Source organism: Gordonia sp. PP30 (assembly GCF_023100845.1).
Lineage (GTDB): Bacteria > Actinomycetota > Actinomycetes > Mycobacteriales > Mycobacteriaceae > Gordonia.
Window position 1 is genome coordinate 1,170,589 of sequence record NZ_CP095864.1, and the last position, 24,732, is coordinate 1,195,320.

Annotated in this window: 23 protein-coding genes and 1 pseudogene; 13 read left to right on the forward strand and 11 right to left on the reverse strand. The window is 69.0% G+C overall.

Annotated elements, in window-relative coordinates; all coding sequences use genetic code 11:
• The first annotated feature begins 24 nt into the window (after positions 1-24).
• Positions 25-687, forward strand: a complete 663-nt coding sequence (locus tag MYK68_RS05375) for a DsbA family oxidoreductase (protein WP_247866698.1) — start codon at positions 25-27, stop codon at positions 685-687.
• Here the strand turns inward: MYK68_RS05375 and MYK68_RS05380 are convergent.
• A pseudogene (locus tag MYK68_RS05380) lies at positions 660-1,807 on the reverse strand (Rv3169 family protein). The gene MYK68_RS05375 and the pseudogene MYK68_RS05380 sit on opposite strands and share 28 nt — an antisense overlap.
• 11 nt (positions 1,808-1,818) lie before the next feature.
• Positions 1,819-2,943, reverse strand: a complete 1,125-nt coding sequence (locus MYK68_RS05385) for a phosphotransferase family protein (RefSeq protein ID WP_247866700.1) — start codon at positions 2,941-2,943, stop codon at positions 1,819-1,821.
• A gap of 151 nt (positions 2,944-3,094) precedes the next feature.
• Here MYK68_RS05385 and MYK68_RS05390 point away from each other — a divergent pair, with 151 nt between their 5' ends.
• The 3 genes from MYK68_RS05390 to MYK68_RS05400 are packed head-to-tail and all read left to right on the forward strand — an operon-like array spanning position 3,095 to position 6,899.
• A complete protein-coding gene (locus MYK68_RS05390; protein ID WP_247866702.1) occupies positions 3,095-5,308 on the forward strand; it encodes an MMPL family transporter in 2,214 nt (737 codons plus the stop codon).
• Between the two features lie 20 nt (positions 5,309-5,328).
• Positions 5,329-5,964 (forward strand): TetR/AcrR family transcriptional regulator, encoded by a 636-nt coding sequence (locus tag MYK68_RS05395; RefSeq protein WP_247866710.1) that lies wholly within the window; start codon positions 5,329-5,331, stop codon positions 5,962-5,964.
• Between the two features lie 47 nt (positions 5,965-6,011).
• Positions 6,012-6,899 carry a Bax inhibitor-1/YccA family protein gene (locus tag MYK68_RS05400; RefSeq protein ID WP_247866720.1) on the forward strand — a complete coding sequence of 296 codons (888 nt, stop codon included), beginning with the start codon at positions 6,012-6,014 and terminating at the stop codon, positions 6,897-6,899.
• Between the two features lie 297 nt (positions 6,900-7,196).
• On the opposite strand, the gene MYK68_RS05405 is transcribed toward MYK68_RS05400, so the two are convergent.
• A complete protein-coding gene (locus MYK68_RS05405; RefSeq protein ID WP_247866722.1) occupies positions 7,197-8,420 on the reverse strand; it encodes an acetyl-CoA C-acetyltransferase in 1,224 nt (407 codons plus the stop codon).
• Between the two features lie 54 nt (positions 8,421-8,474).
• Between MYK68_RS05405 and MYK68_RS05410 the strand changes: the two genes are divergently transcribed.
• Together MYK68_RS05410 and MYK68_RS05415 are read left to right on the forward strand one after the other, a co-directional pair.
• Positions 8,475-9,884, forward strand: coding sequence for a cystathionine beta-synthase (locus tag MYK68_RS05410; protein ID WP_247866724.1), 1,410 nt, complete (start codon positions 8,475-8,477; stop codon positions 9,882-9,884).
• Positions 9,881-11,053 (forward strand): cystathionine gamma-synthase, encoded by a 1,173-nt coding sequence (locus tag MYK68_RS05415; RefSeq protein ID WP_247866726.1) that lies wholly within the window; start codon positions 9,881-9,883, stop codon positions 11,051-11,053. Before MYK68_RS05410 ends, MYK68_RS05415 begins: the two co-directional genes overlap by 4 nt.
• A 25-nt stretch (positions 11,054-11,078) precedes the next feature.
• Here the strand turns inward: MYK68_RS05415 and MYK68_RS05420 are convergent, their stop codons facing one another.
• The gene (locus MYK68_RS05420) at positions 11,079-11,762 is read right to left on the reverse strand and encodes a hypothetical protein (RefSeq protein ID WP_247868151.1); all 684 of its coding nucleotides are present in this window, start codon (positions 11,760-11,762) and stop codon (positions 11,079-11,081) included.
• Positions 11,699-12,619, reverse strand: a complete 921-nt coding sequence (locus tag MYK68_RS05425) for an alpha/beta fold hydrolase (RefSeq protein ID WP_247866728.1) — start codon at positions 12,617-12,619, stop codon at positions 11,699-11,701. The genes MYK68_RS05420 and MYK68_RS05425 overlap by 64 nt, the downstream gene beginning before the upstream one ends.
• A 681-nt stretch (positions 12,620-13,300) precedes the next feature.
• Between MYK68_RS05425 and MYK68_RS05430 the strand changes: the two genes are divergently transcribed.
• The 3 genes from MYK68_RS05430 (at position 13,301) to MYK68_RS05440 (ending at position 15,205) form a co-directional block, all read left to right on the forward strand.
• Entirely contained in the window at positions 13,301-13,585 is a 285-nt protein-coding gene (locus tag MYK68_RS05430) for a hypothetical protein (protein WP_247866730.1), read from the forward strand.
• Between the two features lie 71 nt (positions 13,586-13,656).
• Positions 13,657-14,259 carry a DUF3558 family protein gene (locus MYK68_RS05435; protein WP_247867936.1) on the forward strand — a complete coding sequence of 201 codons (603 nt, stop codon included), beginning with the start codon at positions 13,657-13,659 and terminating at the stop codon, positions 14,257-14,259.
• A 574-nt stretch (positions 14,260-14,833) separates the two neighbouring features.
• Positions 14,834-15,205, forward strand: coding sequence for a helix-turn-helix domain-containing protein (locus tag MYK68_RS05440; protein ID WP_247866732.1), 372 nt, complete (start codon positions 14,834-14,836; stop codon positions 15,203-15,205).
• 188 nt (positions 15,206-15,393) lie between these two features.
• Here the strand turns inward: MYK68_RS05440 and greA are convergent, their stop codons facing one another.
• From greA to MYK68_RS05455, 3 genes are all read right to left on the reverse strand, one after another.
• Complete coding sequence (greA, locus tag MYK68_RS05445; RefSeq protein ID WP_247866734.1) at positions 15,394-15,885, reverse strand: transcription elongation factor GreA; 492 nt, start codon at positions 15,883-15,885, stop codon at positions 15,394-15,396.
• A 128-nt stretch (positions 15,886-16,013) separates the two neighbouring features.
• Positions 16,014-16,754 (reverse strand): queuosine precursor transporter, encoded by a 741-nt coding sequence (locus MYK68_RS05450; protein ID WP_371307344.1) that lies wholly within the window; start codon positions 16,752-16,754, stop codon positions 16,014-16,016.
• Positions 16,755-16,785: 31 nt separating this feature from the next.
• Complete coding sequence (locus tag MYK68_RS05455) at positions 16,786-17,244, reverse strand: DUF4307 domain-containing protein (protein ID WP_247866736.1); 459 nt, start codon at positions 17,242-17,244, stop codon at positions 16,786-16,788.
• A 78-nt stretch (positions 17,245-17,322) separates the two neighbouring features.
• Between MYK68_RS05455 and mca the strand changes: the two genes are divergently transcribed.
• From mca to MYK68_RS05470, 3 genes are read left to right on the forward strand one after another with little or no spacing between them, the layout of a single operon-like run.
• On the forward strand, positions 17,323-18,174 hold the full coding sequence (mca, locus tag MYK68_RS05460; RefSeq protein ID WP_247866738.1) for a mycothiol conjugate amidase Mca: 852 nt from the start codon (positions 17,323-17,325) through the stop codon (positions 18,172-18,174).
• A complete protein-coding gene (locus tag MYK68_RS05465; protein WP_247866740.1) occupies positions 18,171-18,491 on the forward strand; it encodes a hypothetical protein in 321 nt (106 codons plus the stop codon). The genes mca and MYK68_RS05465 overlap by 4 nt, the downstream gene beginning before the upstream one ends.
• Before the next feature lie 20 nt (positions 18,492-18,511).
• Positions 18,512-20,650, forward strand: a complete 2,139-nt coding sequence (locus MYK68_RS05470; RefSeq protein WP_247866742.1) for a thioredoxin domain-containing protein — start codon at positions 18,512-18,514, stop codon at positions 20,648-20,650.
• On the opposite strand, the gene MYK68_RS05475 is transcribed toward MYK68_RS05470, so the two are convergent.
• The gene (locus MYK68_RS05475; protein WP_247866744.1) at positions 20,643-21,266 is read right to left on the reverse strand and encodes a histidine phosphatase family protein; all 624 of its coding nucleotides are present in this window, start codon (positions 21,264-21,266) and stop codon (positions 20,643-20,645) included. The two genes, MYK68_RS05470 and MYK68_RS05475, sit on opposite strands and share 8 nt — an antisense overlap.
• 258 nt (positions 21,267-21,524) lie before the next feature.
• Between MYK68_RS05475 and MYK68_RS05480 the strand changes: the two genes are divergently transcribed.
• Complete coding sequence (locus tag MYK68_RS05480; RefSeq protein WP_247866747.1) at positions 21,525-22,613, forward strand: 3-deoxy-7-phosphoheptulonate synthase; 1,089 nt, start codon at positions 21,525-21,527, stop codon at positions 22,611-22,613.
• On the opposite strand, the gene MYK68_RS05485 is transcribed toward MYK68_RS05480, so the two are convergent.
• Both MYK68_RS05485 and MYK68_RS05490 read right to left on the reverse strand, forming a co-directional pair.
• Positions 22,610-24,100, reverse strand: a complete 1,491-nt coding sequence (locus MYK68_RS05485; RefSeq protein ID WP_247866761.1) for a PepSY-associated TM helix domain-containing protein — start codon at positions 24,098-24,100, stop codon at positions 22,610-22,612. The two genes, MYK68_RS05480 and MYK68_RS05485, sit on opposite strands and share 4 nt — an antisense overlap.
• 85 nt (positions 24,101-24,185) lie before the next feature.
• Positions 24,186-24,719, reverse strand: a complete 534-nt coding sequence (locus MYK68_RS05490; RefSeq protein ID WP_247866762.1) for a hypothetical protein — start codon at positions 24,717-24,719, stop codon at positions 24,186-24,188.
• Positions 24,720-24,732 lie beyond the last annotated feature (13 nt).

The window sequence follows — 24,732 nt, forward strand, 5'->3', positions numbered from 1 at the left end:
GCGCTCTGGTTCGATGGAGGGATGATGAAGGTCGAGATCTGGTCCGATATCAACTGCCCGTTCTGCTACCTCGGTGTCCACCAGTTCCTCGAGGCGCTCGGGGGTTTCGAGCACAAGGATCAGACCGAGGTGATCCACCGGTCGTTCGAGCTCGATCCGACGCAGCCGCGCGGGGCATCGGGGGAGGTCGTCGCGCATCTGGCCAAGCAATACGGCTTCACGCGGGAGCAGGCGTCGCAGGGGGAGATCCAGCTGGGGGAGAAGGCGGCCGAGTTCGGGCTCCCCTATGTGACGTCGGGCCGGGATTTCGGCGACTCCTTCGACATGCACCGGCTGGTGCACTTCGCCGGCGAGTCGGGCCGCGCCGAGGACATGCTCCTCGCCCTCTTTCACGCCAACTTCGCCGACGAGCGCAAGCTCTTCGGCAGCCACGAACGACTCGTCGAGATCGCCGTCGGCGAGGGCTTCGACGAGGCGCAGGTGCGCGCGGTGCTCGCCGACGACACCCGCTTCGCGCAGGCCGTCCGCGACGACGAGACGCTCGCCCACGAACTGAAATGCCAAGGCGTGCCGTACTTCGTGCTCGACCGCCATTACGTGCTCTCCGGGGCGCAGCCGGTCGAGGTTTACGCCGACTTCCTGCGACAGGGCTGGGAGCACTACATCTCGGGCGCGACGTCCACGTAGTCGCGGAACCCGTACTGATCGTGCGGGCCGATCACGGCGAACTCGAAGAGGCCCTCTCCGGTGTGGACGGTCCCGTCCGCGTCGGTCAGCGTGAACGACGCCAGATGATCGACCGGACAGAACAGCTTCATCGTCGGGTCGATCTCGGAGACCTTCAGGCGCAGGGCCTCCACCTTCTCGTCGCCCTGCCACATGCCGTGCCGCCAATCCTGTTCCAGCCCGTAGCCGGTGCCGAACCCGAGGTAGTTGGCGAGCTTCGGCTCGGCGGTCACCGTGGTCGTCGCACCCGACGGTTTGATGAATCGCAAGGTGGCGCTTGCGGGTTCGCGTCCGCCCGGGTGGAAGGTCACGTCGTGCTCGACACGGCCGAGCCACTGCACGCCCCGTGATTCGTCGGCCCAGATCACGCGGGCGTCGTCCATCACGCGCTCACCGTCGCGCTTCTCCTGCACGATCGAGACCACCGCGAAATCGTCGAAACGCATCACCGCGTAGATCCAGAAGAAGCTCGCATCGTCCGACGATGCCGCGCGCCGCCCCGGCGGTTCGGCCTCGCCGACGGGCCGCACGCCCCACGACCGGTCGCGGTTGCCGCGCCACTCCTCGGGGGTCACGTCGTACCGGGTGCCGTCGACGGTGATCGACCCGGTCCAGTCGCCCGTCTGCACGAATCGCTGGGTGTCGAAAGTGACGCGCTCCAGCTGCCGCTGAAAGTGCCGAGGTTCGAGCGCGGCGGGGGCGTCGGCGGTGAACTCCAGGTCGAAGGAGACGTCACCGTGACCGGGTTCCAGTGAGATCCGCAGGCGCGCAAGACCTTCCACCACCTCGGTCCGGAACGGCCCGACCCGCAGATCGTCGCGGTCGGCGCCCAGCGCCCGCGAACCGCGCACCACGATGTGGTCGTCTCCCCGGCGCACGACGACGAAGCAGTCGGTGACGCCGAGGTTCGGATAGACGCCGAGACCGAAGATGAACCAGGGGTCTCGACGTCGCTCGACCGGCTTGGATCGCTCGACAGCCGGGGATGGCAGTTGAAGTAGTAGCGGTCGTAGAAGTTGCGGTCGGACGTGCCGACGTTCCGGATCGGTTCGGCGACCTGGTGGACCGGGTGGTCGTCCATCGGTGAGAGCGTCACTTGATCGACCCCCAGTAGGTGCCGGCCAGCATGGCCTCGAGCGTCTTGCGGTGCATGATCATGTCGTCCGGGTCGGCCGGTGCCTCCGCCTGGCCGAAGTGGATCGCGCGCGTCTGGATCCGGTACATCACGACGGCGTGGATCAGTGCGGCGTACAGGGTGAAGTAGTCGAGATCGTGCGGCTGGTGCCCGCTGGCGGCGAGATAGTCGGTGGCCACCTGGTCGCGGGTGAGGAAGTCGGGGAGGCCGTCGAGCCCGGCGAGTTCGGTGATGTCCTGGAAGAACCGGTGGATGAAGATCATCCACGCGATGTCCAGTTCGCGGGGGCCGACGGTGGCCATCTCCCAGTCGAGCACCGCGGCGGGCGTGAAGCCGTCGTAGATGATGTTGCCGATCCGCGAGTCACCCCAGCAGAGCACGGTCTCGGTCTCGGCGGGCCGATGTTCCTCGGCCCAGGCGAAACCGCGCTCGATCAGCGGCGACGAGACGCCGTCGCGACTCGCCCACTCGTAGAAGTCGCGGAGCCGCCGCAGATGCGCTTGCAGCGGTGTCTCGCCCTCGCGGGGCGGTTCCACTCCGGAGCCCTCGATCGGCGCGGTATGGATCCGGGTGAGCACCTCGACGCTGCGTCGTGCCATCTCGGCGCGTTCGTCCGGCGTGGCCTCGGTGACCCACGACGAGAAGGTGTACGGCATCACATCCGGTGGAACCCGCCCGTCCACTCGGCTCATCATGAAGAACGGTGCCCCGAGCGGGGCGGGGTCGGGTTCGGACCACCACAGCCGCGGCAGCGGCACGTCGGTGGTGGCGGCGACATGTTCGATCAAGCGGTATTGGCCGTCCAGGTCGTACGACGGGAACACCGGATCGCTCTCGGCGACCGGCGCCACCCGCACGACGAGGCTCTGCGGTGCACCGTCGATCAGTGCCTCGGCCAGCAGCGTCTCGCTGGACATGCCGTTCGCCGACGGCAGCACCACCTCGGTGACTTCGGCGTCGTCGCCGGCCCGGGTCTTGATCCAGGCGGTGAGACGTTCGCGCAGCCACTCCGGGTCGCGCTGGGATCGGGTCGGTCGCGCGATCTCGCGACCCTCATCGGCATCGGAGGCGAGGGAAGACACGCCGTCATCCAAACACGGCCGTGACCGCCGTCGTGAGGATCTGAGGGAAGCCGGACGAGAACGCTCTACCGTCTCAAAGTTATCGGTGATAACTTAACGCTGATAACCCACTCGTGTCCGCGTCCGCCGGACCCCGTCGAAGAGGTTCTCCATGCTCGATTCGCTGACCAGGCGCGTGATCGCGGCGCCACGACTGGTGCTGAGTCTGGCCGTCGTCCTGCTCATCGCCGCCGGCCTGTACGGGGCGGGTGCCGCGAGCAAGATGCTGCCCGGTGGTTACGAAGATCCGGGCGCCGAATCGACGCACGCCACCAGCGTGCTCGACGACGTGTTCGGCCAGGGCGGGCCGCAGGTGGTCTTCAAACTCGACGGCCCCGCCGGCACCGACATGGCGACCGATCCGGCCGCCCGCGCCGTCGGACAGCAGATCCTCGACCGGCTCGAAACCACGTCGTGGGTGCAGAAGCCGGTGCTGTCGATCTGGTCGTCGCCAGAACTCGCCGGGGAACTGCTCAGCCGGGACAAGTCGTCGACGCAGATCATCGCCGGTCTCGACGGTGGCGACGCGAAGGCGCCCGGCCGCGCGGAGGAGCTGAGCAAGGAGTTCTCCGGGACCCGGGACGGGATCACGATCAAGGTCGGCGGCGCCGCAATGGTCTACGGCACGGTGAACGAGCAGACCTCGAAAGACCTCGCGATCGCCGAGGCGATCGCCATCCCGATCAGCTTCCTGCTGCTCATCGTGATCTTCGGCGGTGTGGTCGCCGCCGCGCTGCCGGTGCTGGTGGGGATCGTCGCGATCGTCGGCACCATGGCGCTGCTGCGGGTGATCACCGAGTTCGCCGACGTCTCGATCTACGCGCTGAACCTCACCACGGCGATGGGACTCGCGCTCGCGATCGACTACACGCTGCTGATCGTCACCCGCTACCGCGAGGAGGTCGCCGCCGGGCGGCCGCGAGACGAGGCCATCGTGCGGACGATCAACACGGCCGGCCGCACGGTGATCTTCTCCGCGGTCACCGTCGGACTGTCGCTGGCGGCGCTCGCGATCTTCCCGATGTACTTCCTGCGGTCGTTCGCGTACGCCGGTATCGGGGTGGTGGTGGTCGCCGTGGTCGCGGCGATCGTGATCACCCCGGCGCTGCTGGCGGTCCTCGGCGGGCGGGTCGACGCTCTCGACCTGCGTCGCGGGGTCCGCAAGCTGCTGCGCCGGCCGGCGCCCGAGCCGAAGCCTCTCGAAGAGGGTTTCTGGTACCGCAGCGCCCAGTGGGTGCTCCGCCGGGCCGTCCCGGTCGCGCTCGCGGTGACGGCGTTCCTGGTGGTTCTCGGTCTGCCGTTCGCCGGTATCAAGTTCGGCTTCCCCGACGATCGGGTGCTCCCGGCGTCGTCTCCGCCGCACGCCATCGCTCAGGAGATCCGGGACCAGTACGACGAGAGCGCGGCGTCGAACGTGACCGCCGTGGTGCACGGCAAGCTGGACGAGGGACGGATGGCGCACTACGCCGGGGAGCTCTCGAAAGTGCGCGACGTGACCTCGGTGTCGAGTCCGGCCGGAGTGTTCCGCGACGGGCGGCGGCTCGCGCCGGCTCCGCCGGGTCTGGTCCGCGGCGACGACTCGCTGATCCAGATCACCGGCGACGTCGAGCCGATGCGGCCGAGCGGCCAGAAACAGATCACCGCGTTGCGGGCCGTCGAGAGACCGGCGGGGGTGCAGGTCAGCTTCACCGGTCTCGCCGCGGTCAACGCCGACACGGTCTCGGCCATCTACGCCTCGCTGCCGTGGGTGCTGGTCGTGATCGCGGTCGCCACCTACCTGCTGCTGTTCCTGTTCACCGGCAGCGTCGTTCTCCCGTTGAAGGCGCTGGTGATGAACGTGCTGTCGCTGTCGGCGACCTTCGGCGCGATGGTCTGGATCTTCCAGGACGGTCATCTCGGCGGGCTCGGTACCACGCCGATGGGTTACCTGGTGGCGACCATGCCGGTGCTGATGTTCTGCATCGCGTTCGGGCTGTCGATGGACTACGAGGTGTTTCTGCTCGGCCGGATCCGTGAGGAGTGGCTGAAGTCGGACCGCACGCGCGCCGCCAACGACCACGCGGTCGCGATCGGGCTCGCCCGGACCGGCCGCGTGGTGACCGCCGCCGCGCTGCTGATGGCCATCGTCTTTGCCGGGATCGCCGCCTCGCAGGTGTCGTTCATGCGAATGTTCGGGGTGGGACTGGCGCTCGCCGTGCTGATGGACGCGACGCTGATCCGCATGATGCTGGTGCCCGCGTTCATGCGGCTGGCGGGCCGGTGGAACTGGTGGGCGCCGGCCCCGCTGCGGCGGTTGCACGACCGGATCGGGCTGGTCGACGAGTGAGAAGGAAGGGGACGTGCGGGATGCGGAAGCGGTCGCCGAGGGGTTCGGGCGAGTTGCTGGCCGACGAGATCCTGCAGGCCGCCACCGATCTCCTCATCGAGCGCGGTGGTCACGCGGCCGTGTCGATCCGCGCCGTCGCCGACGCCGTCGGTGTCACCCCGCCGTCGATCTACCTGCACTTCACCGACAAGGAGGAACTGCTCGACGCCGTCTGCGCCCGCTTCTTCGAGCAGTTCGATGCGGTGATGATGGCCGCGTCCGAGGGGGTCGACGACGTCGTCGACCGCGGCTTGGCCCAGGGCATGGCCTACGTGCGGTTCGCCATTGACAATCCGGTGATCTTCCGCGAGGCGTTCGCGCGCTCGTCGACGACGCCCACCCAGACCGACGAGGTGCTGATGGCGTCGGCGTTCCGGCACTTCGCCGACACCGTCGTCGAAGCGATGGACACCGGCGTGCTGCCGCGCGGCGACGTGGTCGCGATGGTGCTCAAACTCTGGTCGGTGGCACACGGCATCGCCGACCTGATGACGGCCAAACCCGGTCTACCATGGGGCGACGACCTGTCGCTCGCCGAGGACGTCCTGACCGCCGCACTCCGCGGATTCGTTAAAGAATCGGTAAAGTCGGAACCAGAACAGCGCGTCGTGCGTTGAACTCGATGAGAGCGTCCCGTCTACCACCCCTGCCTAAGGAGCAACGAGTGCGTGACAGCAGCAACCCGGTGATGCGCGGCGTGGTCCGCGACAATCAGCCGGCCCCCTATGCCGGCTTCGGCCAGGCCATCCCCGGCGCCCAGCAGGGCGCCATGATGACCGGCCAGCAAGCCAACCCGTATCTGCAGGACTCGCAGACCCAGAACTACGCACCCGCCACCGCGCAGGGGCAGCTCACCGTCGATGACGTCGTGGTGAAGACCGGGATCACGCTCGGTGTGCTGATCGCGGTCGCCATCGCCACCTACGCCGCGATCGCGACCCGGGCCACCGAATCGGCCCAGGTGACCCTCGCCATGCCGATCATGCTGGTCGGCGCGATCGGCGGCCTGATCATGGTCCTGATCGCGAGCTTCGGCCGCAAGCAGGATAATCCGGCGATCGTGCTCAGCTACGCCGCGCTGGAAGGCCTCTTCGTCGGCGCCATCTCGTTCGTCTTCGCGAACCTCACCGTCGGGGACAACGTGAGCGCCGGCGCGATGATCGGCCAGGCCGTCCTCGGCACCATCGGCGTGTTCATCGGCATGCTGGTGGTCTACAAGGTCGGCGCCATCCGCGTCACTCCGCGTTTCACCCGCATGCTGATGGCCGGCATGGTCGGCGTCATCGTGCTGGCGCTGGGCAACTTCGTACTCAGCCTGTTCGGTGTGAACATGGGCCTGTACAGCGGAGGACCCATCGCGATCATCTTCTCGCTGGTCTGCATCGCGCTGGCCGCCTTCTCGTTCCTGGTCGACTTCGACGCCGCCGACCGCCTGGTGAAGGCCGGCGCCCCGTCCCGCGCCGCCTGGGGTATCGCCCTCGGCCTGACCGTCACCCTGGTCTGGCTGTACGTCGAGATCTTGCGCCTGCTGAGCTACCTGAACAGCGACTAGTCGCCTCGGCTCGCCGGTTGAGCCCAAGTGAGCCGGCTGAGCCCAAGTAAGCCGGCTGAGCCTGTCGAAACCCCACGAGCGGTCCCGCGATCCTCTTTGAGACCCGCGGGGCCGCTCGTTTCAGGTGCGCATCCGCAGACCGTCGCAGATGCGGTCACTATTCCCGCTTGTGCGACGGTCTGCGATCTGTCCGGCCGTGGTCGTCATCGGAGATCACGGCTCATCGGTCGATCGGCAGACGGGCGCGGCCCCCGGGAAGAAGTTTCCCGGGGGCCGCGCGTCGTGGTTCGTGACGGGTCAGCTGAGGCGTTCGATGACCATCGCCATGCCCTGGCCGCCGCCGACGCACATGGTCTCCAGACCGAAGGTCTTGTCGTGGGTCCGCAGGTTGTTGAGCAGGGTGGTGGTGATCCGCGCGCCGGTCATACCGAAGGGGTGGCCGAGGGCGATCGCGCCACCGGAGACGTTCAGCCGGTCGTGGTCCATGCCCAGTTCGGCGGCCGAGCCGAGCACCTGGACGGCGAAGGCCTCGTTGAGCTCGTAGAGATCGATGTCGTCGATCGTCATGTTCGCGATACGCAGCACCTTGCGCACGGCCTCGATCGGGCCCAGGCCCATGATCTCCGGGGAGAGACCGGTCGCGGCGGTGGCGACGATCCGGGCGAGCGGGGTGAGGCCGAGTTCCTTGGCCTTGGTGTCGCTCATGATGACCAGGGCGGCGGCGCCGTCGTTCAGCGGGCAGGCGTTGCCCGCGGTGATGGTGCCGTCCGGGCGGAAGACCGGCTTCAGCTGGCTGATCTTCTCGTAGGTGGTGCCGGCGCGCGGGCCGTCGTCGGTGGTGACCTGCGTGCCGTCGGCCAGGGTGACCGGGTCGATCTCGCGGGCGAAGAAGCCCTCGGCGATGGCCTTCTCGGCGCGGTTCTGGCTGAGCACGCCCCAGCGGTCCTGGTCCTCGCGGGAGATGCCGGTGAAGCTGGCGACGTTCTCGGCGGTCTGGCCCATGGCGATGTAGACGTCGGGGAGCAGGCCGTCCTGGCGGGGGTCGTGCCACGGTCCCTGGCCGCCCTGGGCGGCGAGCTCGGTGCGGGCCTCGGCGTCGGCGAAGATCGGGTTCTTGGAGTTGGGCAGGCCGTCGGCGGCACCGGCGGTGCCGAAACTGGAGACGCTCTCGACGCCGCCGGAGATGAACACGTCGCCCTCACCGGCCTTGATGGCGTGCAGGGCCATGCGGGTGGTCTGCAACGACGACGAGCAGTAGCGGTTCACCGTCACGCCGGGGACGTGGTCGAGGCCGAGTTCGACGGCGACGACGCGCGCGATGTTGTACCCGCCTGCACCGCCGGGCTGGCCGATGCCGAGGTGGATGTCGTCGATGTCGGCGACGTCGAGCTCGGGCACCTTGCTCAGTGCGGTGGCGACCATCTGGCGAGCGAGCTCATCCGGACGGACGTCCTTGAGGGATCCCTTGCCGGCGCGGCCGATGGGGGAACGGGCGGTGGAGACGATCACAGCTTCAGACATGCGGTCAGAATAGCCGGGGTCGAGTGGTTCCGGGCGGAGTGTCACTATGGACCCATGCGCATCGCGAATCACGTCGTGGACCTGGTAGGAAACACACCGCTGGTCAAGCTCAACTCGGTGGTGAAACCGGGTGCGGGACTGGTCGCCGCGAAGATCGAGTACCTGAACCCGGGAGGCAGTTCCAAGGACCGCATCGCCACGCGGATGATCGACGCCGCCGAGGCGTCGGGCGAACTGAAGCCGGGCGGCACCATCGTGGAGCCGACGTCGGGCAACACCGGTGTCGGACTGGCTCTGGTGGCGCAGCAGCGCGGCTACAAGTGCATCTTCGTCTGCCCCGACAAGGTGGCCGAGGACAAGCGGAACGTGCTGCGCGCGTACGGCGCGCAGGTGGTCGTGTGCCCGACGGCGGTCCCGCCGGAGCACCCGGACAGCTACTACAACGTCTCCGACCGCCTGGTGCGCGAGACGCCCGGCGCGTGGAAGCCGAACCAGTACGCGAATCCGAACGGTCCGCTCAGCCACTACGAGACCACCGGCCCGGAGATCTGGAACGACACCGACGGCACTGTGACGCACTTCGTCGCCGGCGTCGGCACCGGCGGCACCATCACCGGGACCGGGCGCTACCTCAAGGAGGTGTCCGACGGCCGCGTCAAGGTGGTCGGCGTCGACCCCGAGGGCTCGGTCTATTCGGGCGGCTCGGGCCGTCCGTATCTGGTCGAGGGCGTCGGCGAGGACTTCTGGCCGGACGCCTACGACCCGACCATCCCCGACGAGATCATCGCGGTCTCCGACGCCGACTCGTTCGAGATGACGCGGCGCCTGGCCCGCGAGGAGGGCCTGCTGGTGGGCGGGTCGTGCGGTATGGCCGTCGTCGCCGCACTGGAGGTCGCCGAGCGCGAAGGGCCGGACGCTGTGGTGGTGGTGCTGCTGCCCGACGGCGGCCGCGGATACCTGTCGAAGATCTTCAACGACGACTGGATGAGCAGCTACGGCTTCCTGCGCACGCCCCTGGAAGGCGAGCTGCCGGAGTTCACCGTGGGCGAGGTGCTGCGCAGCAAGACCGGTGTTCTGCCCGACCTGGTGCACACGCATCCGCAGGAGACGCTGCGCGACGCGATCGAGATCCTTCGCGAGTTCGGTGTGTCGCAGATGCCGGTCGTGGGCGCGGAGCCGCCGATCATGGCGGGTGAGATCGCGGGTGCGGTGAACGAGCGTGACCTGTTGTCGGCGGTCTTCGAGGGCCGGGCGACGCTGGCCGATCCGGTGTCGGCGCACATGGGGCCCGCCTTCCCGCTGATCGGTGCCGGCGAACCCGTGTCGTCGGCGCTGGAAGCTCTGAGTACCTCCGATGCGTTGATGGTGGTGGAGGACGGCAAGCCGATCGGCGTCATCACCCGGCACGACCTGCTCGCCTACGCCAGCACCCATCCGCTTCCGATTCGTGAGGACAAGCAGTGACAGAAGAGGGATTCTCGACCGCCGGATTTTCGACCGCCGGATTTTCGACCAAGGCCATTCACGCGGGCTGGGATCCGGACGGCCGCACCGGCGCCGTCAATGTGCCGATCTACGCGAGTTCGACGTTCGCGCAGGACGGCGTGGGCGGCATGCGCGACGGTTTCGAGTACGCGCGGACCGGGAACCCGACCCGCCGGGTGCTGGAGGCGAACCTCGCCGCCATCGAAGGCGGTGCGTACGGCCGGGCCTTCGCATCCGGCATGGCGGCGACCGACGCCGTGCTGCGGGCCGCCCTGCGTCCCGGTGACCACCTCGTCATCCCGAACGACGCCTACGGTGGCACCTTCCGGCTGATCGACAAGGTGTTCTCGCAGTGGGGGATCGAATACTCGGTGGCGCCAGTCAACGACGTCGCCGCCGTCGCCGCGGCGATGACCCCGAAGACCAGGCTGGTCTGGACCGAGACGCCCACCAATCCGCTGCTGAACGTCGGCGACATCGCGGCGATCGCCCACGTCGCACACGAGGGCGGCGCGAAACTGGTGGTGGACAACACCTTCGCCACCCCGTACCTGCAGCAGCCGCTGGCGCTCGGGGCCGACGTGGTGCTGCACTCGACCACCAAGTACCTGGGCGGCCACTCCGACGTCGTCGGCGGCGCGCTGATCACCGCCGACGAGCAGTTCGACGCCGACGTCGCCTTCCTGCAGAACGGCGCGGGCGCGGTGCCCGGCCCGTTCGACGCCTACCTGACCATGCGCGGGATCAAGACCCTCGCGGTCCGGATGGAGCGGCACTGCGACAACGCGGAGAAGCTGGTCGAGGTGCTCTCCGGCAGCTCGAAGGTGCGGTCCGTGCTGTACCCCGGGCTCGACGATCACCCCGGGCACGACGCGGCCGCCCGTCAGATGCGCCGCTTCGGCGGCATGATCTCGGTGCGGCTGGCCGGTGGCAAGGAGGCGGCGCTCGACTTCTGCGCCCGCACCAAGGTCTTCACGCTGGCCGAATCGCTCGGCGGCATCGAGTCGCTGATCGAGCACCCCGGCGCGATGACGCATGCGTCGACCGCGGGGTCCCTGCTCGAGGTACCCGATGACCTGGTGCGGCTGTCGGTCGGCATCGAGGACGCCGACGACCTGATCGCCGACGTGGAGCAGGCCCTCGGCTGAGGGCCCGCGGCCGCTTCGGCGGTCGTCAGTCGTCGTCGCGGCCGCGTCGCAGTTGGAAGCGGGTCTTCGCTTTGCCGGATCCGGAGGGCTCGGGCGCTGAGCCGTCCCGGAGCGGTGCCTCGAAGTCGTCGGGCACCAGGCCGTGCGCGAGCATGTAGCCCTGCAGCCCGGTGAGCGTGGTCCGCGCGGCGTCGATCTTCTTCAGTGCCGGCGACTTGGGATCGCTGAAGGTCTCCATGCGGTTGTAGTCGGCGGCGAGTCCGGTCTCGGCATCGGCGATGTCCTGCCACAGGTTGTCGTCGAACGGCTCCCCGACATCGCGCAGGGCCTGAGCGGTCGCGACCCGGATCGCGAGGCTCGTGGGATCGAGGACCAGGTTCTCGCCGCCCGTGCGGGCGGTCGCCGCGGCGGCGGCCACCATCCCGCCGGTACCGCCGAGGCCGGTCAGCATCGCCATGCCGCCGGCCATGCCGCCCGGGCCGAAGGCGGCGAGCCCGCTGGTGACCGCCGCGGCGCCCGCGGTGCCCGCGGCGCCGGCCATGGCCACGCCGACCGGTCCCGCGGCGAGCAGGGCGACGCCGACCGCGGCCATCGCGACCCGGGTGGTGGTGCTCGGGGACCATCGGCTGCCCGACAGGTGATCGTTCACCTCCTGCACGGCCGCCTGCACCTTCTTGCCGGTTCCGGTCGGATAGCCCAACTGCACCATGAACGGCCACGATCGCCTGGAGTGCGGCGTCGCCGGTGTCGATCTCGTGCGGCGCGATCAGGTTGGTGTTGGCGAGCACGACGGTCAGCGCGATCGCCTCGGACAGGTCCCACCTTCGGGGGAGGTTCGGCATGCGACCCTTGCTGAGTTCCTCGATCTCCTGCGGAATCGCGTGCCCGGTGCTCTGCTCGATCAGTTCGGCGACGTAGTTGTCGCGGAGAACGCTGAACGGCGTCCTCGAAACGGTTCGCCCTCTCGTCGTCGATCTTGTCGGTGACGTGATTGGCGAACTCGATGGTCGCGAGGGTGCTCGCCTGGTCTTCGGTGAGACGGGGGACGACCGCGCTCGACGCGATCACGACGTCCTTGCCCGGATTCAGTATCTGGTCGACCAGCGTCGCGATCGCCGGATGTCGCAGGTACGAGGGCGACCGGTGCCCGGTCGCGCCGGTGATCATGAAGTCCTGAGCGCCGGGGAACAGTGCCGCGAGTCCCTTGCCGGCGGTCACCGCGTCGGCGGGATCGAGGAAGTTGGACCAGTCGTCGACGCGCGAATACGGGAATCGCTTGAGGATGCGGGCCCGACCCTGATGCAGGACCGGCGAGCCCGCGGGACTGCCGATGGTGATGAAGCGCCGCACATGGACGCCGGAGGGCAGGTTGTCGAGCAGATCGATCGCGATGACGCTGCCGAGGCTGTGCCCGATCAGAATGATGTCGTCCTTGTGCGGCAGATCGTCGATGACGCGCTGCAGCACCGCGGCGCGCGTCTTCTCGTCGGTCAAGTAGTTCTTGACCTGCTTGAGTTCCGCGATCGGGGCCGCATTGATCGCGGCGCTCTGGATGGGGTGGACCATCGCCCCGGAGATCCGGTGAAATCCGAAGGTCTTGACGTCCTCGCAGCGGCGAATCGTGCGCTCGACCTACGCCTGGCGCCGCTCGAAGGCGCGGCGCGGTCGTCCTTCTCCTTGTAGGTGTTCTTGGGGTGGGCGACGCTGAGCCCCGTGGTCCCGAGCAGGGCGGCGTAGCGCGGCGCCACGACGCCCCGCTCGTCGATCGGCTCGGCGCCGAGGATCGCGAGCGATCCGTTCAGCGCGGCAAGCCTTCATGGTCGGCGTCGCCGTCCGGCCCGACACAGTGCAGGTATACGACCTTCATGAAATCCCTCCATCGTCCCGAATGGTGCATGCACACCAAGATGTGAGAACACTAGCCGACGGGTCGGACAAGGCACTTCAAGGTTTGCGGAAGGCCGACTGGCGTGAGGGAAACGTCCTGGTCAGAGGATTGCGAAAAGCATCCAAGAGTATGTTTCCGGAAGTGGAACCGGAAAGGGGGGTCGGTGCGTCTAACTATTACAACGAGGTTCCTGGTGGAACGGGGGATCATGAGGAGCCTCGCGGTTGAGGGGAAGTGGCGGGCGGCCCGGCAGGGGGAGCCGGGCGCACGTCACTCCGGGGGACGTGGTTGGGGGTCCGACGGCGGGGGAGCCGGATCCCCAACCGCATCCGTATCGGGGACGACGGAGGGGGAGCTCGATGGCCGGCGAGGTGAGGTCGGAAGCCGACGTGTGGCGCTTGCGCGCCGCGGCGGCTGAGGACGCGGCGCGGGAACTCGGGGGTCTCGCGTCGGACTTGCGACGAGTGCTTCGACGGAACTACTTCGGCGTCGATTGCGTTGAGGGGCAGGCGCTCTTCGACAAGCTGATCCAGGTGACGGGTCAAGTTGCCGCCGACTTCGACGCTCAATGTGCCGAACTGGACCAGCTATCGAGTCGGTGTACGGCAGCCGCTGCCGCATACGACGAGGCGGACGTCTGGTGACAGGCTGGTTATGGTCAGAACGGTCACTCGGGTTGGTCCGATTGTTGATGGCGGGCGGCGCGGTATTGACGATGACGAGTGCGTGCAGCGCGGACGATGACCGTAGGTCCGAAGTGGTCGGATCTGGTTCCGTGGCGGCTGACTCGCGAGCCGCCGGTGTTCGGCAAACGGATGCTGATGGGCACGTGCTGCCGTTCGTCACCACTCACGCTCATCGTTGGAGTGGCGCGAACGACGGAACGACCTATGAACCGTGCACTGCGGTGACAGCCACGGACTTGCTGGCGGTAGGAATGGAGCCTCGCTCGGTGCGTGATGCCGCGGGAACTGATGGGCAGACGCTCCGTGGCTGCGTGTGGACTTCGGCTGTTGAGAGAGGTCGAGTCGAGTGGGACCTCAGCCAGTTCGTTGGGAACTCGCCCGGGCTTGCGGCGGATAAGCAGCGCCAGGCGTCGTCGCTAGACATGTGGCTCCCGGACATCTTGATCGACGGCCGCGTGGTTGGGGTGCACCGCTTCACAAACGGTGCGAACTGCGACACCTATGTGCAGTCGGGGATGGCTGCAGTCAACACGATGGTCATTCACCATGGCTCCCCGCACCCGGCGCCGGAGGAGATCTGCGCCAAGGCGATCGAGTTCACGCGCGCCACGATCGGGAAGATGCCGCGTTGAGGAGATTCCTCACCGACGGATGGAACCGAACAGAGGTCTGGTGCGTCTAAATATGTGACGCGAGAAAGCTGCCGCCCGGGGGACGGCGGGTTGATCGCCGAGGGGGATGGTCGACAGCCGGTACGGGGGAACCGGTGGTCGGCCGCTTGGGGGAACGAGGCGGAGGTCGGGCAGCGGGGAGCCCGGCCTCCGCCTCACTCGTGTGCATCGTCGGACGTGGCAGCGGTCGAGTCCATAGGCAGCGCTCGCGAGTGCTGCGCATGTATCGATCCGCTGCCACGGCGCTCGGGCGCTGCCACGATGCTCGGGCGCTGCCACGATGCTCGGGCGCTGCCACGATGCTCGGGCGCTGCCACGATGCTCAGGCGCTGCCACGATGCTCAGGCGCTGCCACGACGCTCGCTCGCTGCCGCGCCGCGCGGGTCCTGCGACGCCATAGGGCCTCGGTGGGGCTGGTCACGGGCGGGCGTGTCGTGCCTGGTCAGCCGGGTAGAGAAGGGTCGCTGACGGGGTGCCGGACGTCTACACATCATGGTGGGCAGACATTTTGGTGTGTGTTGGACAGATTGGAACCATGTCCGGCAGAGAACGTGGATCCCTCGAATGGGACACCTTCGCGTTCTCGTTCGCGCATCGGCTCGTGACCGTCCGGAAGGCGCGTGGATACTCGCAAGAAGAGCTCGCTCACCGGAGCGGGATGCACCGCAACGCGGTGTCGAACCTGGAGCGCGGCACCGGTAATCGGGAGCCGTACGTGTCGGATCCACAACTCTCGACGGTGTACCGGCTGGCCAAGGCGCTCGACGTCGCACCGGAACTGCTGCTGCCGGACGTTTCGATGCCGTTGAAGACGCGGTCGACCGAGCAGGAGTCGAACAAGGCGATGTCGCGTATCGAGGCCGAGCTGTACGGCGTGATCGCCGCGGAGCGGGACTCGATCTACTGAACCGCTGACCGCACCGCGACAGCCGGACGGTTTACGCGACGGCCGGTCATTCCCGCGACGATCGGGGTCGTCGCTTCCGCGACGGGTGTCGCGCGGGGGATCCGGCTGTCGCGGACACGACCCGGAACCGGAAGTGCGCAAACGAAAGCCGGGCCGCAGGAGGCTGCGGCCCGGCTTCGTCGACGATCTCAGTGCTGGTAGGGCTCCGCGCTGACCACCGTCACGCTGATCTCGGCGCCGCTCGGCACCAGATACGTGCGGGTCTCGCCCACCTTCGCGTCGATGATCGCCGCGCCCAGCGGGGAGCTGGGGGAGTAGACCTCGACGTCGGTCGAGATGCTCTCCTCGCGGGTCGCGATGAGGAAGGTCTCGGTGTCGTTCTTGTCGTCGTCGAAGTAGACGGTGACGACCGAACCCGGCAGCGCCACACCCGACTGGGTCGGGGCCTGGCCGATCTTCGCGTTGTTCAGAAGGTCCTGGAGCTGGCGGATGCGGGCTTCCTGCTGGCCCTGCTCCTCGCGGGCGGCGTGGTAGCCGCCGTTCTCCTTGAGGTCGCCCTCTTCACGTCGCTCGTTGATCTCTGCCGCAATGACCTCTCGGTTCGCGATCAGCGCATTGAGCTCCTCTTTCAGCCGGCTGGCCGACTCCGGAGTCAGCCAGGTCACGCCTGCGTCGGTCATTGTGGATCTCCTTTGCTGTCCGCCATTGGACTGCGCGTTCGTTACTCGCTGCCGGCAATCATGCTCTGAATGCAGCAGCACGACCCCTTGCGGAGTCGTGCGCCGTCCATGCTATCACCAGATGTGGTTTATCGCACAGATGAGCCCAGGGCCTCGGCGTACGACGGCTCGGCGCGCTTGAGGAAGCGGACCACCGCGTACGTGGCCGGCATCACGACGACCTCGACGGCCGTCTTCCAGACGAAGCCGATCGCCACGTACGACGTGAACTGGCCCCAGCCGTGCACGCCGATCACCGGGGCGGCGATGGTGCAGAAGACGAGGGTGTCGAAGAACTCGCCGGCGACGGTGGAACCGATCAGGCGGGCCCAGAGCCGTCGTTCCCCGGTTCGTTCCTTCATCTTGACCAGCACCCACGAGTTGGTGAACTCGCCCACCAGGTAGCCGGCGAGGCTCGCCGCGACCAGCTGCGGGACGGCCCCGACGACCGATTCCAGCGCCGACTGGTTGTCGTAGCCGTCGAGCGGCGGCAGCGCGATGGTGATCGTGAACGCGACGGACGCGAGGATGAGGATGCCGAAGCCGGTCCAGATGGTGCGGCGCATGGCTTTGAAGCCGTAGACCTCGCTGATCACGTCGCCGATCACGTAGCTCAGCGGGAACAGGAAGAAGGCGCCGTCGGTCACCAGCCAGCCCCCGAAGAGGCCGACGCCCTTGGTGGCGGCGATGTTGCTGATCAGCATGATGGCCACGAAGACGGCCATCAGCATCGGATAGTAGGGCGACGAGATCGTCGCGAAGACGGCGTTCTGGTGCTTCGCCGGGCGGTGGTCGCCCGGCTGCCCAGACTCGGTCGGCTCCTCGGTCACGAGCAGCTCCTTTACAGGTTCGAGAGATGAATCACTTGTCCGGCCGCAGATAGGCGGGAACCGCCGTCGTGCAGCCGAAGACCTCGCCGATCACCGCGGGCCGGGAGGTGTAGACGTCGGTGCGGGCACCGACCTGGATGTCGTCTGAGGCGGGGATCAGCACTTCGCGGCGGCCGACCTCCGAACCGTCCTGTGCGCGAGCCCGCACGACGCAGGCGACCGCCTTGTGCGGGTCCTTGCGATTGACGGTGTACTGCACCGACACGGTGTCCGAGCTGAGCACCTCGTGCGCGGTGGCCTGCCCGGACACGTCCGGGTCGCCGAACTGCCGGTAGCCGATGTAGGCGATCACGACGCCGGCGATCAGCACCACCACCGAGCAGATGATGAACCAGCGCCGACGGCTCGACCGTGACTGTTCTGCCGGGTACGTCGCCCTCGGACCGCTCTGTGGTTTCGGCTGGTCGGAGACCCCGTCTGAACTGCTCACGGCTCAATACCTACCATGGAAGGCGGAACCGAGCGAAGGTGAGGAAGCGTGACCGAAAGCACGGGGCGCCTGCGACTCATGGCTGTGCATGCACATCCTGACGACGAGTCGAGCAAGGCGGCGGCGACGTTGGCCAAGTACGCCGCGGCCGGGCACGACGTCCTGGTCGTGACGTTGACCGGTGGCGAACGCGGCGACATCCTCAACCCCGCGATGGATCGGCCCGGGGTCAAGGAGAACCTGCCGGAGATCCGCAAGGAAGAGATGGCCGCGGCCGCGGCGGCGCTCGGTGTGCAGCAGACCTGGCTCGGCTTCGTCGACTCCGGACTGCCCGAGGGCGACCCCCTGCCGCCGCTGCCGGAAGGCTGCTTCGCGCTGGTCCCGATCGAGGAGTCGACCGAGGCGCTGGTCAAGGTGGTGCGTGAGTTCAAGCCGCACGTGATGATCACGTACGACGAGAACGGCGGCTACCCGCACCCGGATCACATCAAGTGCCACGAGGTGTCGGTGGCGGCCTTCGAGAAGGCGGGCGACCCGGACGCCTATCCGGAGGCCGGCGAGCCGTGGACGCCGCTGAAGCTGTACTACACGCACGGCTTCATCCGCGACCGGATCCACCGCTTCTCCGACGAGTTCGAGAAGTCGGGCCAGGAGAGCCCGTTCAAGGAGTGGCTGTCGAAGTGGCGGCGCGAACAGGGTGACCTGATGGGGCGGGTGACCACCCAGGTGACGTGTGGTGACTACTTCCCGCAGCGCGACGACGCCCTGCGCGCGCACGCCACCCAGATCGACCCGAACGGCTTCTTCTTCGCGGTGCCGCTGGAATGGCAGCAGCGACTGTGGCCGACCGAGGAATTCGAGCTCGCGCAGACGCGCGTGCAGACTGCGATCCCGGAGACGGACCTCTTCGCGGGAATCGAGGAGACATGAACGGCGTAATGACGCTGGCCGGCGGTGCACTTCGGCTCGCCGCCGACCAGGAGACGAAGGGCCCCGAATTCGGCAAGGCCTCGCCCATCGGGCTGCTCGCCGTGATCGTGCTGCTGCTCGCGACGTTCTTGCTGATCCGGTCGATGAACAAGCAACTCCGGAAACTCCCGGACAGCTTCGACTCCTCGCATCCCGAACCCGACCAGGCCTTCGACGAGGGCACCGACACGGTCGACGAAGCAGACGGCGCCGAGGGCGGCGCCGCGGCATCGGCCGGTGCCACACAGTCGGACAACGGAGACGACCCCGGTCGCTGACCGGGCTTAGGCTGGGCGGCATGGCCAATCGACTCGGGGGCGCCACCAGTCCGTACCTGCGACAGCACGCCGAGAATCCGGTTCACTGGCGCGAATGGAGCGACGACGCGTTCGCCGAGGCCCGGGAGCGCGACGTACCCGTGCTGCTCAGCGTCGGCTACGCGGCCTGCCACTGGTGCCATGTGATGGCGCACGAGTCGTTCGAGGATCCGGCCCTCGCGGCGCAGATGAACGACGGTTTCGTCTGCATCAAGGTGGATCGCGAGGAGCGGCCGGACATCGACGCGGTCTACATGGCGGCGACGGTCGCGATGACCGGACAGGGCGGCTGGCCGATGACCTGCTTCCTCACGCCCGACGGCGAGCCCTTCTACTGCGGCACCTACTACCCGCCGGTGCCGCGCGGCGGGATGCCGGGCTTCGGGCAGATCCTCGCCGCGATCTCGGACACCTGGGCCACCCGGCGCGACGAGGTGACCGAGGCGTCGTCGCGCATCGCCGAGCATCTGCGCGCCAGCACCGGGGCCGTTCCGGCCGGGCCCGGCATCGACGCGGGGCTCCTCGCGGGGGCGGTCGCCGCGATTCTCGACGACGAGGATCCGCGTGCCGGCGGGTTCGGTGGTGCGCCGAAGTTCCCGCCGTCGTCGGTGCTCGAGGCGCTGCTTCGGGCCGGTGAGTATGGTCTCGACTCCGCTCGACCATCTTGGGGTGGGGTGCAGCGGGCGTGCGAGGCCATGGCGCGGGGCGGCATCTACGACCAGCTCGCCGGGGGTTTCGCCCGGTACGCGGTGGACAACGACTGGGTGGTCCCGCACTTCGAGAAGATGCTGTACGACAACGCGCTGCTCCTGCGGGCGTACGCGCATCTCGCGCGGAGCATTTCGACAGGCTCAATGGGCGGCGGGGCGGGCTCCATGGGCGAGGGGACGGGCTCAATGGGCGACGGGACGGGCTCAATGGGCGGCGGGGCGGGCTCAATGGGCGGCGGGGCGGGCTCGACGGGCGATCGGACCCTCGCCGAGCGCGTCACCGCCGAGACCGTCGCCTTCCTGAACGACGCGCTCTGGACCGGTCACGGCTACGCGTCGTCGCTCGACGCCGACACCGACGGGGTAGAAGGCCTGACCTACGTCTGGACTCCGGCGCAGCTCAGGGAAGTCCTCGGCGGCGACGACGGTGCCTGGGCCGCAGAGCTTTTCGAGGTCACCGAGCGCGGCACCTTCGAGAACGGGACCTCGACGCTCCAACTCAAGCATGACCCGGACGACGCCACCCGCTACGAATCGGTGCGCGCACGACTCCTCGCGGCCCGTGACCGGCGGCCGCAGCCCGCCCGCGACGACAAGGTGGTCACCGTCTGGAACGCCCTCGCGGTCACGGCGCTCGCCGAAGCCGGTGGCGCACTGGCGCACCCGGAGTGGGTGGAGCGCGCCGGGGAGACCGCTGAGGCGCTGTGGTCGTCACACGTGGTGCCCGGCGACGACGGGCCGACGCTGCGCCGGGCCTCGCTGGACGGCCGGGTCGGCGAACCCCTGGGCGCGCTCGACGACTACGCCGCCTTCACGACCGCACTGCTCACCCTCCACCAGGTCACCGGCGAACCGCACTGGCGGGATCGCGCGCTGGCGGTCCTCGACTCGGCGATCGGGCAGTTCGCCGATCCGGACGCTCCGGGGGCCTGGTACGACGCGCCGCCCGGCACGCTCCTGACCCGTCCCCGTGATCCCGTCGACGGTGCGACGCCGTCGGGGGCGTCGCTCATGGCCGAAGCGCTGCTCACCGCGGCGGCGCTCGCGCCCGACGAGGCGGCGGCCCGCTATGCCGAGTTCGCCGATCAGACGCTCGCGCGCGGGGTGCTGATCCTGCGGAAGATGCCGCGCTCGGCCGGGCACTGGCTCGCCGTGGCCCTCGCACGACTCGCCGGCCCGATCCAGGTGGCCGTCGCCCAGACCGCCGGCAGCACCGGCGACCTGGCCCGTCGGGTACGGCACCGCGCGCCCGGCGGGACCGTCGTCGTCGCCGGTGACCCGGGCGCGCTGCCGCTCCTGGACGGCCGGGGACCGGTCGACGGAGTCGATGCGGCCTACCTGTGCCGCGGTCAGGTGTGCGATCTGCCCGTCACCTCGGCCGATCGCCTGGAGTTCGGCCCGATCAGATAGCGCCGATACCGGCCATCGCGCCCTCGGGGCCGACCAGATGGCACAGCCGACGATCGCCGGCGAGATCGACGAGCAGTGCGGCGCCCGCCGGACGCAGGTCGATCGCGGCGCCCTGCGCGATCGGCCAGCCGAGAAACCGGCACACGAACGACCGCGAGAAGTGCCCGTGCGACACCACGACCACGTCGCGTTCCGGAAGGAGAGCGGCGACGTGGGCGACGGCGCCGTCGACCCGGGCGGTCATCTGCGCCACCGACTCGCCGCCGCGGGCGCCGTGCGTCCAGATCATCCAGCCCGGCTCGTACTCCGCCTGGATCTGCTTGCGGGTGATGCCCTCGTAGTCCCCGTAGTTCCATTCGGCGAACCGGTCGTCGACCTCATCGACCCGCAGTCCCGCGAGTTCGGCGGTGCGCAGCGCCCGGCGGCGCGGCGAACAGATCACGTAGGGGTCGCGCAGGGCCAGGCGGTCGGCGATTCCCACCAGTTCGGTGGCGTCGGCTTCGCCCTTGGCGGTCAGGTCGATGTCGGTGCGCCCGGTGTGCCGGTCGGTGGCCGACCACTCCGTCTGGCCGTGGCGGATCAGCAGGACGCGGGGGTGATGGACGCGGGAGCTCATGGATTCGACGGTAGACCGCTTGTCCGGGCGCTGTGCTAGCCTCGAACGCGTGAACACCACCGCGCGCGTCTATTGGCGCTTTATCGAGGCTCCGGGTGAGCCTGCGATGAAGCGCTGACGCGCGCACGCAACGCCGCAACCCGGAGCCGAAGCAGTGACCATCAGGTCGCTGCTTCCGTCGTTTCCGGGGATGAAGTGCGACCGCCCGGGAACGACGGACTCCCCGCAACTCCGCCGAAACCCGAAGGGCCCGAACAGATGACCATCGCCCCCGACGCCGTCGCCGCCCAGACGACCGCCTCGACCTCCGACCGCCGTATCACCGCGTTCTCGCCGATCCCGTCACCGGACACCCTTCGCAGCGAACTGCCGCTCACCGCTCGCCGCGCCGCGGCGGTGGCCCGCGACCGCGAAGAGATCGCGGCGATCCTGGCCGGCCGGGACGACCGGCTGATCGTCGTCGTCGGCCCGTGCTCGGTGCACGACCCGGTCGCGGCGCTCGACTACGCCAGCCGGCTCGCACCCCTGGCCGCCGAATACGCCGGCACCCTGAAGATCGTCATGCGCGTCTACTTCGAGAAGCCGCGGACCACGATCGGCTGGAAGGGCCTGATCAACGACCCCGACATGGACGAGTCCTACGACGTGGAGAAGGGTCTGCGCCTCGCGCGCAAGCTGCTGCTCGACGTGATCGACCTCGGTCTCCCGGTCGGCTGCGAATTCCTCGAACCGACCAGCCCGCAGTACATCGCCGACGCCGTCGCCTGGGGCGCCATCGGCGCCCGCACCACCGAATCGCAGGTGCATCGGCAGCTCGCGTCGGGGCTGTCCATGCCGATCGGCTTCAAGAACGGGACCGACGGCAACGTGCAGGTGGCGGTCGACGGCGCCAAGGCGGCCGCCAGCCCGCACGTCTTCTTCGGACTCGACGACTTCGGCCGCGGTGCCGTGGTGGCGACCACCGGAAACCAGGACTGCCATGTGATCCTGCGGGGCGGCACCGGCGGACCGAACTACGACGCCGACTCGGTGGCCGCCGCGGTCGACGCGCTCGGTCGGGGCGGTCTCGCGCCGAAGGTGATGGTCGACTGCTCGCACGCCAACTCGGGCAAGGACCACGAGCGGCAGGCGCGGGTAGCCGTCGAGGTCGCCGAGCAGGTGGCGGCGGCGCGCGCGGCCGGCCTCGATCCGCTGATCAGCGGCGTGATGCTGGAGAGCTTCCTGGTGCCCGGCGCGCAGCCGGTCGACGCCGAGCCGCTGGTCTACGGTCAGTCGGTCACCGACAAGTGCATGGGCTGGGAGGCCAGTGCCCAGGTCCTGGCCTCCCTCGCCCGCGCCGCAGGCTAGGCGTCGGGCCGGACCCGCTGCGCGAGCCCGAACACCACGTCGATCACCAGGAAGGCCAGCAGCGGCCAGCCCAGCAGCGGGATGAACCAGCCGACGGCCGCGGCGATCGCCGCCAGCACGCCGATGGCCGGCCAGGGCAGTTCCCGCAGCGCGCCGCGGGTCGGTGCCCGGCCCGGCCGGTGGGCGCCGCGCGGGCGGCGCTGCCACCACATCCGATAGCCCCACACGATCAGGAAGACCAGCGCGACCGCCACCACGAACAGCACCAGCTGATTGAGCAGCCCGAACAGGATGCCCATGTGCAGGGCGATCCCGAGGTTCGCCAGTTTCGCCGCGAGCGGCCAGTGCGCGAACCGATCCACCGCGACGACCCGATCGCGGCTGGGGTCGACGGCGGCGGTGTCCGGGGAGAACTGCCACGGCGCGCGGACCTCGGCGACGGTGAACGCGGTGTCGTCGTCCGACGGAATCGAGATCTCCACGGCGTCACTGCGGCCGACCCCGACCGACCGGGCCAGGGCGAGCGCGGTGTCGACGTACCCGGCGTTGGTGGCGGCGACGGCCGCGGAGCCGGTCGCGGCCGGCGCGGATCCGCCGTGGCCGTGACCCATGCCGGGCATGTCGGCCATGCCGTCGTCGGCGGACGGCGAATTCCCCAGCGAGGTGTCGACCGACGGCTGGGTCCAGCTCAGTGTGGAGCGCAGTTCGGAGACGTTCTCACCCGCGAACCGCGACCAGGTGAGACCGGTCGCCGACAGGAACAGCAGCGCGAGGATGATCCAGATACCGACGACGGCGTGCCAGTTCATCGAGCGTGCCCGGCCCCGGGCGGACCGGTCGAGGGTCAGGAGCCGGCCGGTGCCCCGGGTACGGCGCTGTTTGCGGACGTTCACCACCCACAGCGCCAGGCCAGCGAGGGCGATGACCCAGAGCCATGATGCGGCGAACTCGCTGTACATCCGGCCCGGCTCACCGAGATGGAGATTGCGGTGCAGGCCGTCGAGCCAGGTCCGTACGGGAAGCGAGCCGCTGCTGCCATAGCTCGGCAGTTCGCCCTGAACACGCAGGGTCACCGGATCGACGAAGACGGCGAGCCGAGTCGATTCCGGAAGCGACGGGTCGGCGAACAGCACTTGCGTGGTGTCGCCCGGCGACGCGGGCGGGCGGACCGCCGACACGGTGAGGTCGGGGCGCTGAGCCCGCGCGGCGTCGACCTGTTCGGCGATCGAATGCGCCTCGCCGGTCGAATCGGTGTGCAACTGCGCACGGTAGATGAGTTGTTCGGCCGACGGTGCCAGCGCGTAGAGGCCGCCACTGATCGCCGCGATCAGCAGGAATGGGCCGACGATCACACCCGCGTAGAAGTGCAGCCTGCGCAGCAGGTGCGTGATGCTCGCCGCGCGGGGGCGCGGTGGGCCGGGATCGGTGGCGACCGCGGGGGAGCCCGGGGTCTCGGTGGGGGTCAAAGGTTCGGCGGATTTCGCCATGGGGCAGTGCCTTTCGTCCAAGCAGAGATCACCGGCCGCGGTGGCGCCGGGCGCCACCGTCGGGTCGGCGGAAAGAAATGCGTGCTCAGACGTGCAGGGGAGGCCCGCGGGTGCCTGCGGTGCCGAGTCGCCGAAGCGACGGGATGCGCGGGCCGTCGTACGCGACGACGACGAGCGAGCCGGTCGCCGCGATCGGGCGGCGGCCGACGAGCGCGACCACGCGCCGTGCGAGGCCACCGGCCGCGCGCACCAGGGCCTCGGCGACGACCACCAGGCCGAGTGCCAGGAGAGCGCCGAGGGTGTGAGTGACCGCCATCGGGGCGGTGATCAGGTCGTGATGGTGCCCGGTGAGTGCGATCAGTGCCAGGTGCACCAGCAGTTGGCCTGCCCCGAGCAGCGGCAGCAGCCGCCACGCGGAGGCGGTTCGGGTCGTGGTGCCCGGCCGGCCGGCGATGACACCCAGGCCGACGCCGATCGCCGCGACCAGCAGTAGTCCGTCCGAACCGGGAAGGCAGCCCTGGCCCTGGGCGTGCGCGGCGATGCCGGTGCCGGCGACCGTGCCGCCGACGGCGCCCGCTCGCAACCGCGGAAGCAGCGGGGCGTCGGACGAGGTGGGCACCCGCCGATCTTAG

Coding starts and splice junctions, on each gene's coding strand:
- MYK68_RS05375 (WP_247866698.1), top strand. CDS start 25: ATGAAGGTCGAGATCTGGTCCGATATCAACTGCCCGTTCTGCTACCTC.
- MYK68_RS05390 (WP_247866702.1), top strand. CDS start 3,095: ATGCTCGATTCGCTGACCAGGCGCGTGATCGCGGCGCCACGACTGGTG.
- MYK68_RS05395 (WP_247866710.1), top strand. CDS start 5,329: ATGCGGAAGCGGTCGCCGAGGGGTTCGGGCGAGTTGCTGGCCGACGAG.
- MYK68_RS05405 (WP_247866722.1), bottom strand. CDS start 8,420: ATGTCTGAAGCTGTGATCGTCTCCACCGCCCGTTCCCCCATCGGCCGC.
- MYK68_RS05410 (WP_247866724.1), top strand. CDS start 8,475: ATGCGCATCGCGAATCACGTCGTGGACCTGGTAGGAAACACACCGCTG.
- MYK68_RS05420 (WP_247868151.1), bottom strand. CDS start 11,762: ATGGTGCAGTTGGGCTATCCGACCGGAACCGGCAAGAAGGTGCAGGCG.
- MYK68_RS05425 (WP_247866728.1), bottom strand. CDS start 12,619: ATGGTCCACCCCATCCAGAGCGCCGCGATCAATGCGGCCCCGATCGCG.
- MYK68_RS05430 (WP_247866730.1), top strand. CDS start 13,301: ATGGCCGGCGAGGTGAGGTCGGAAGCCGACGTGTGGCGCTTGCGCGCC.
- MYK68_RS05435 (WP_247867936.1), top strand. CDS start 13,657: ATGACGAGTGCGTGCAGCGCGGACGATGACCGTAGGTCCGAAGTGGTC.
- MYK68_RS05440 (WP_247866732.1), top strand. CDS start 14,834: ATGTCCGGCAGAGAACGTGGATCCCTCGAATGGGACACCTTCGCGTTC.
- greA (WP_247866734.1), bottom strand. CDS start 15,885: ATGACCGACGCAGGCGTGACCTGGCTGACTCCGGAGTCGGCCAGCCGG.
- mca (WP_247866738.1), top strand. CDS start 17,323: ATGGCTGTGCATGCACATCCTGACGACGAGTCGAGCAAGGCGGCGGCG.
- MYK68_RS05465 (WP_247866740.1), top strand. CDS start 18,171: ATGAACGGCGTAATGACGCTGGCCGGCGGTGCACTTCGGCTCGCCGCC.
- MYK68_RS05470 (WP_247866742.1), top strand. CDS start 18,512: ATGGCCAATCGACTCGGGGGCGCCACCAGTCCGTACCTGCGACAGCAC.
- MYK68_RS05475 (WP_247866744.1), bottom strand. CDS start 21,266: ATGAGCTCCCGCGTCCATCACCCCCGCGTCCTGCTGATCCGCCACGGC.
- MYK68_RS05480 (WP_247866747.1), top strand. CDS start 21,525: ATGACCATCGCCCCCGACGCCGTCGCCGCCCAGACGACCGCCTCGACC.
- MYK68_RS05485 (WP_247866761.1), bottom strand. CDS start 24,100: ATGGCGAAATCCGCCGAACCTTTGACCCCCACCGAGACCCCGGGCTCC.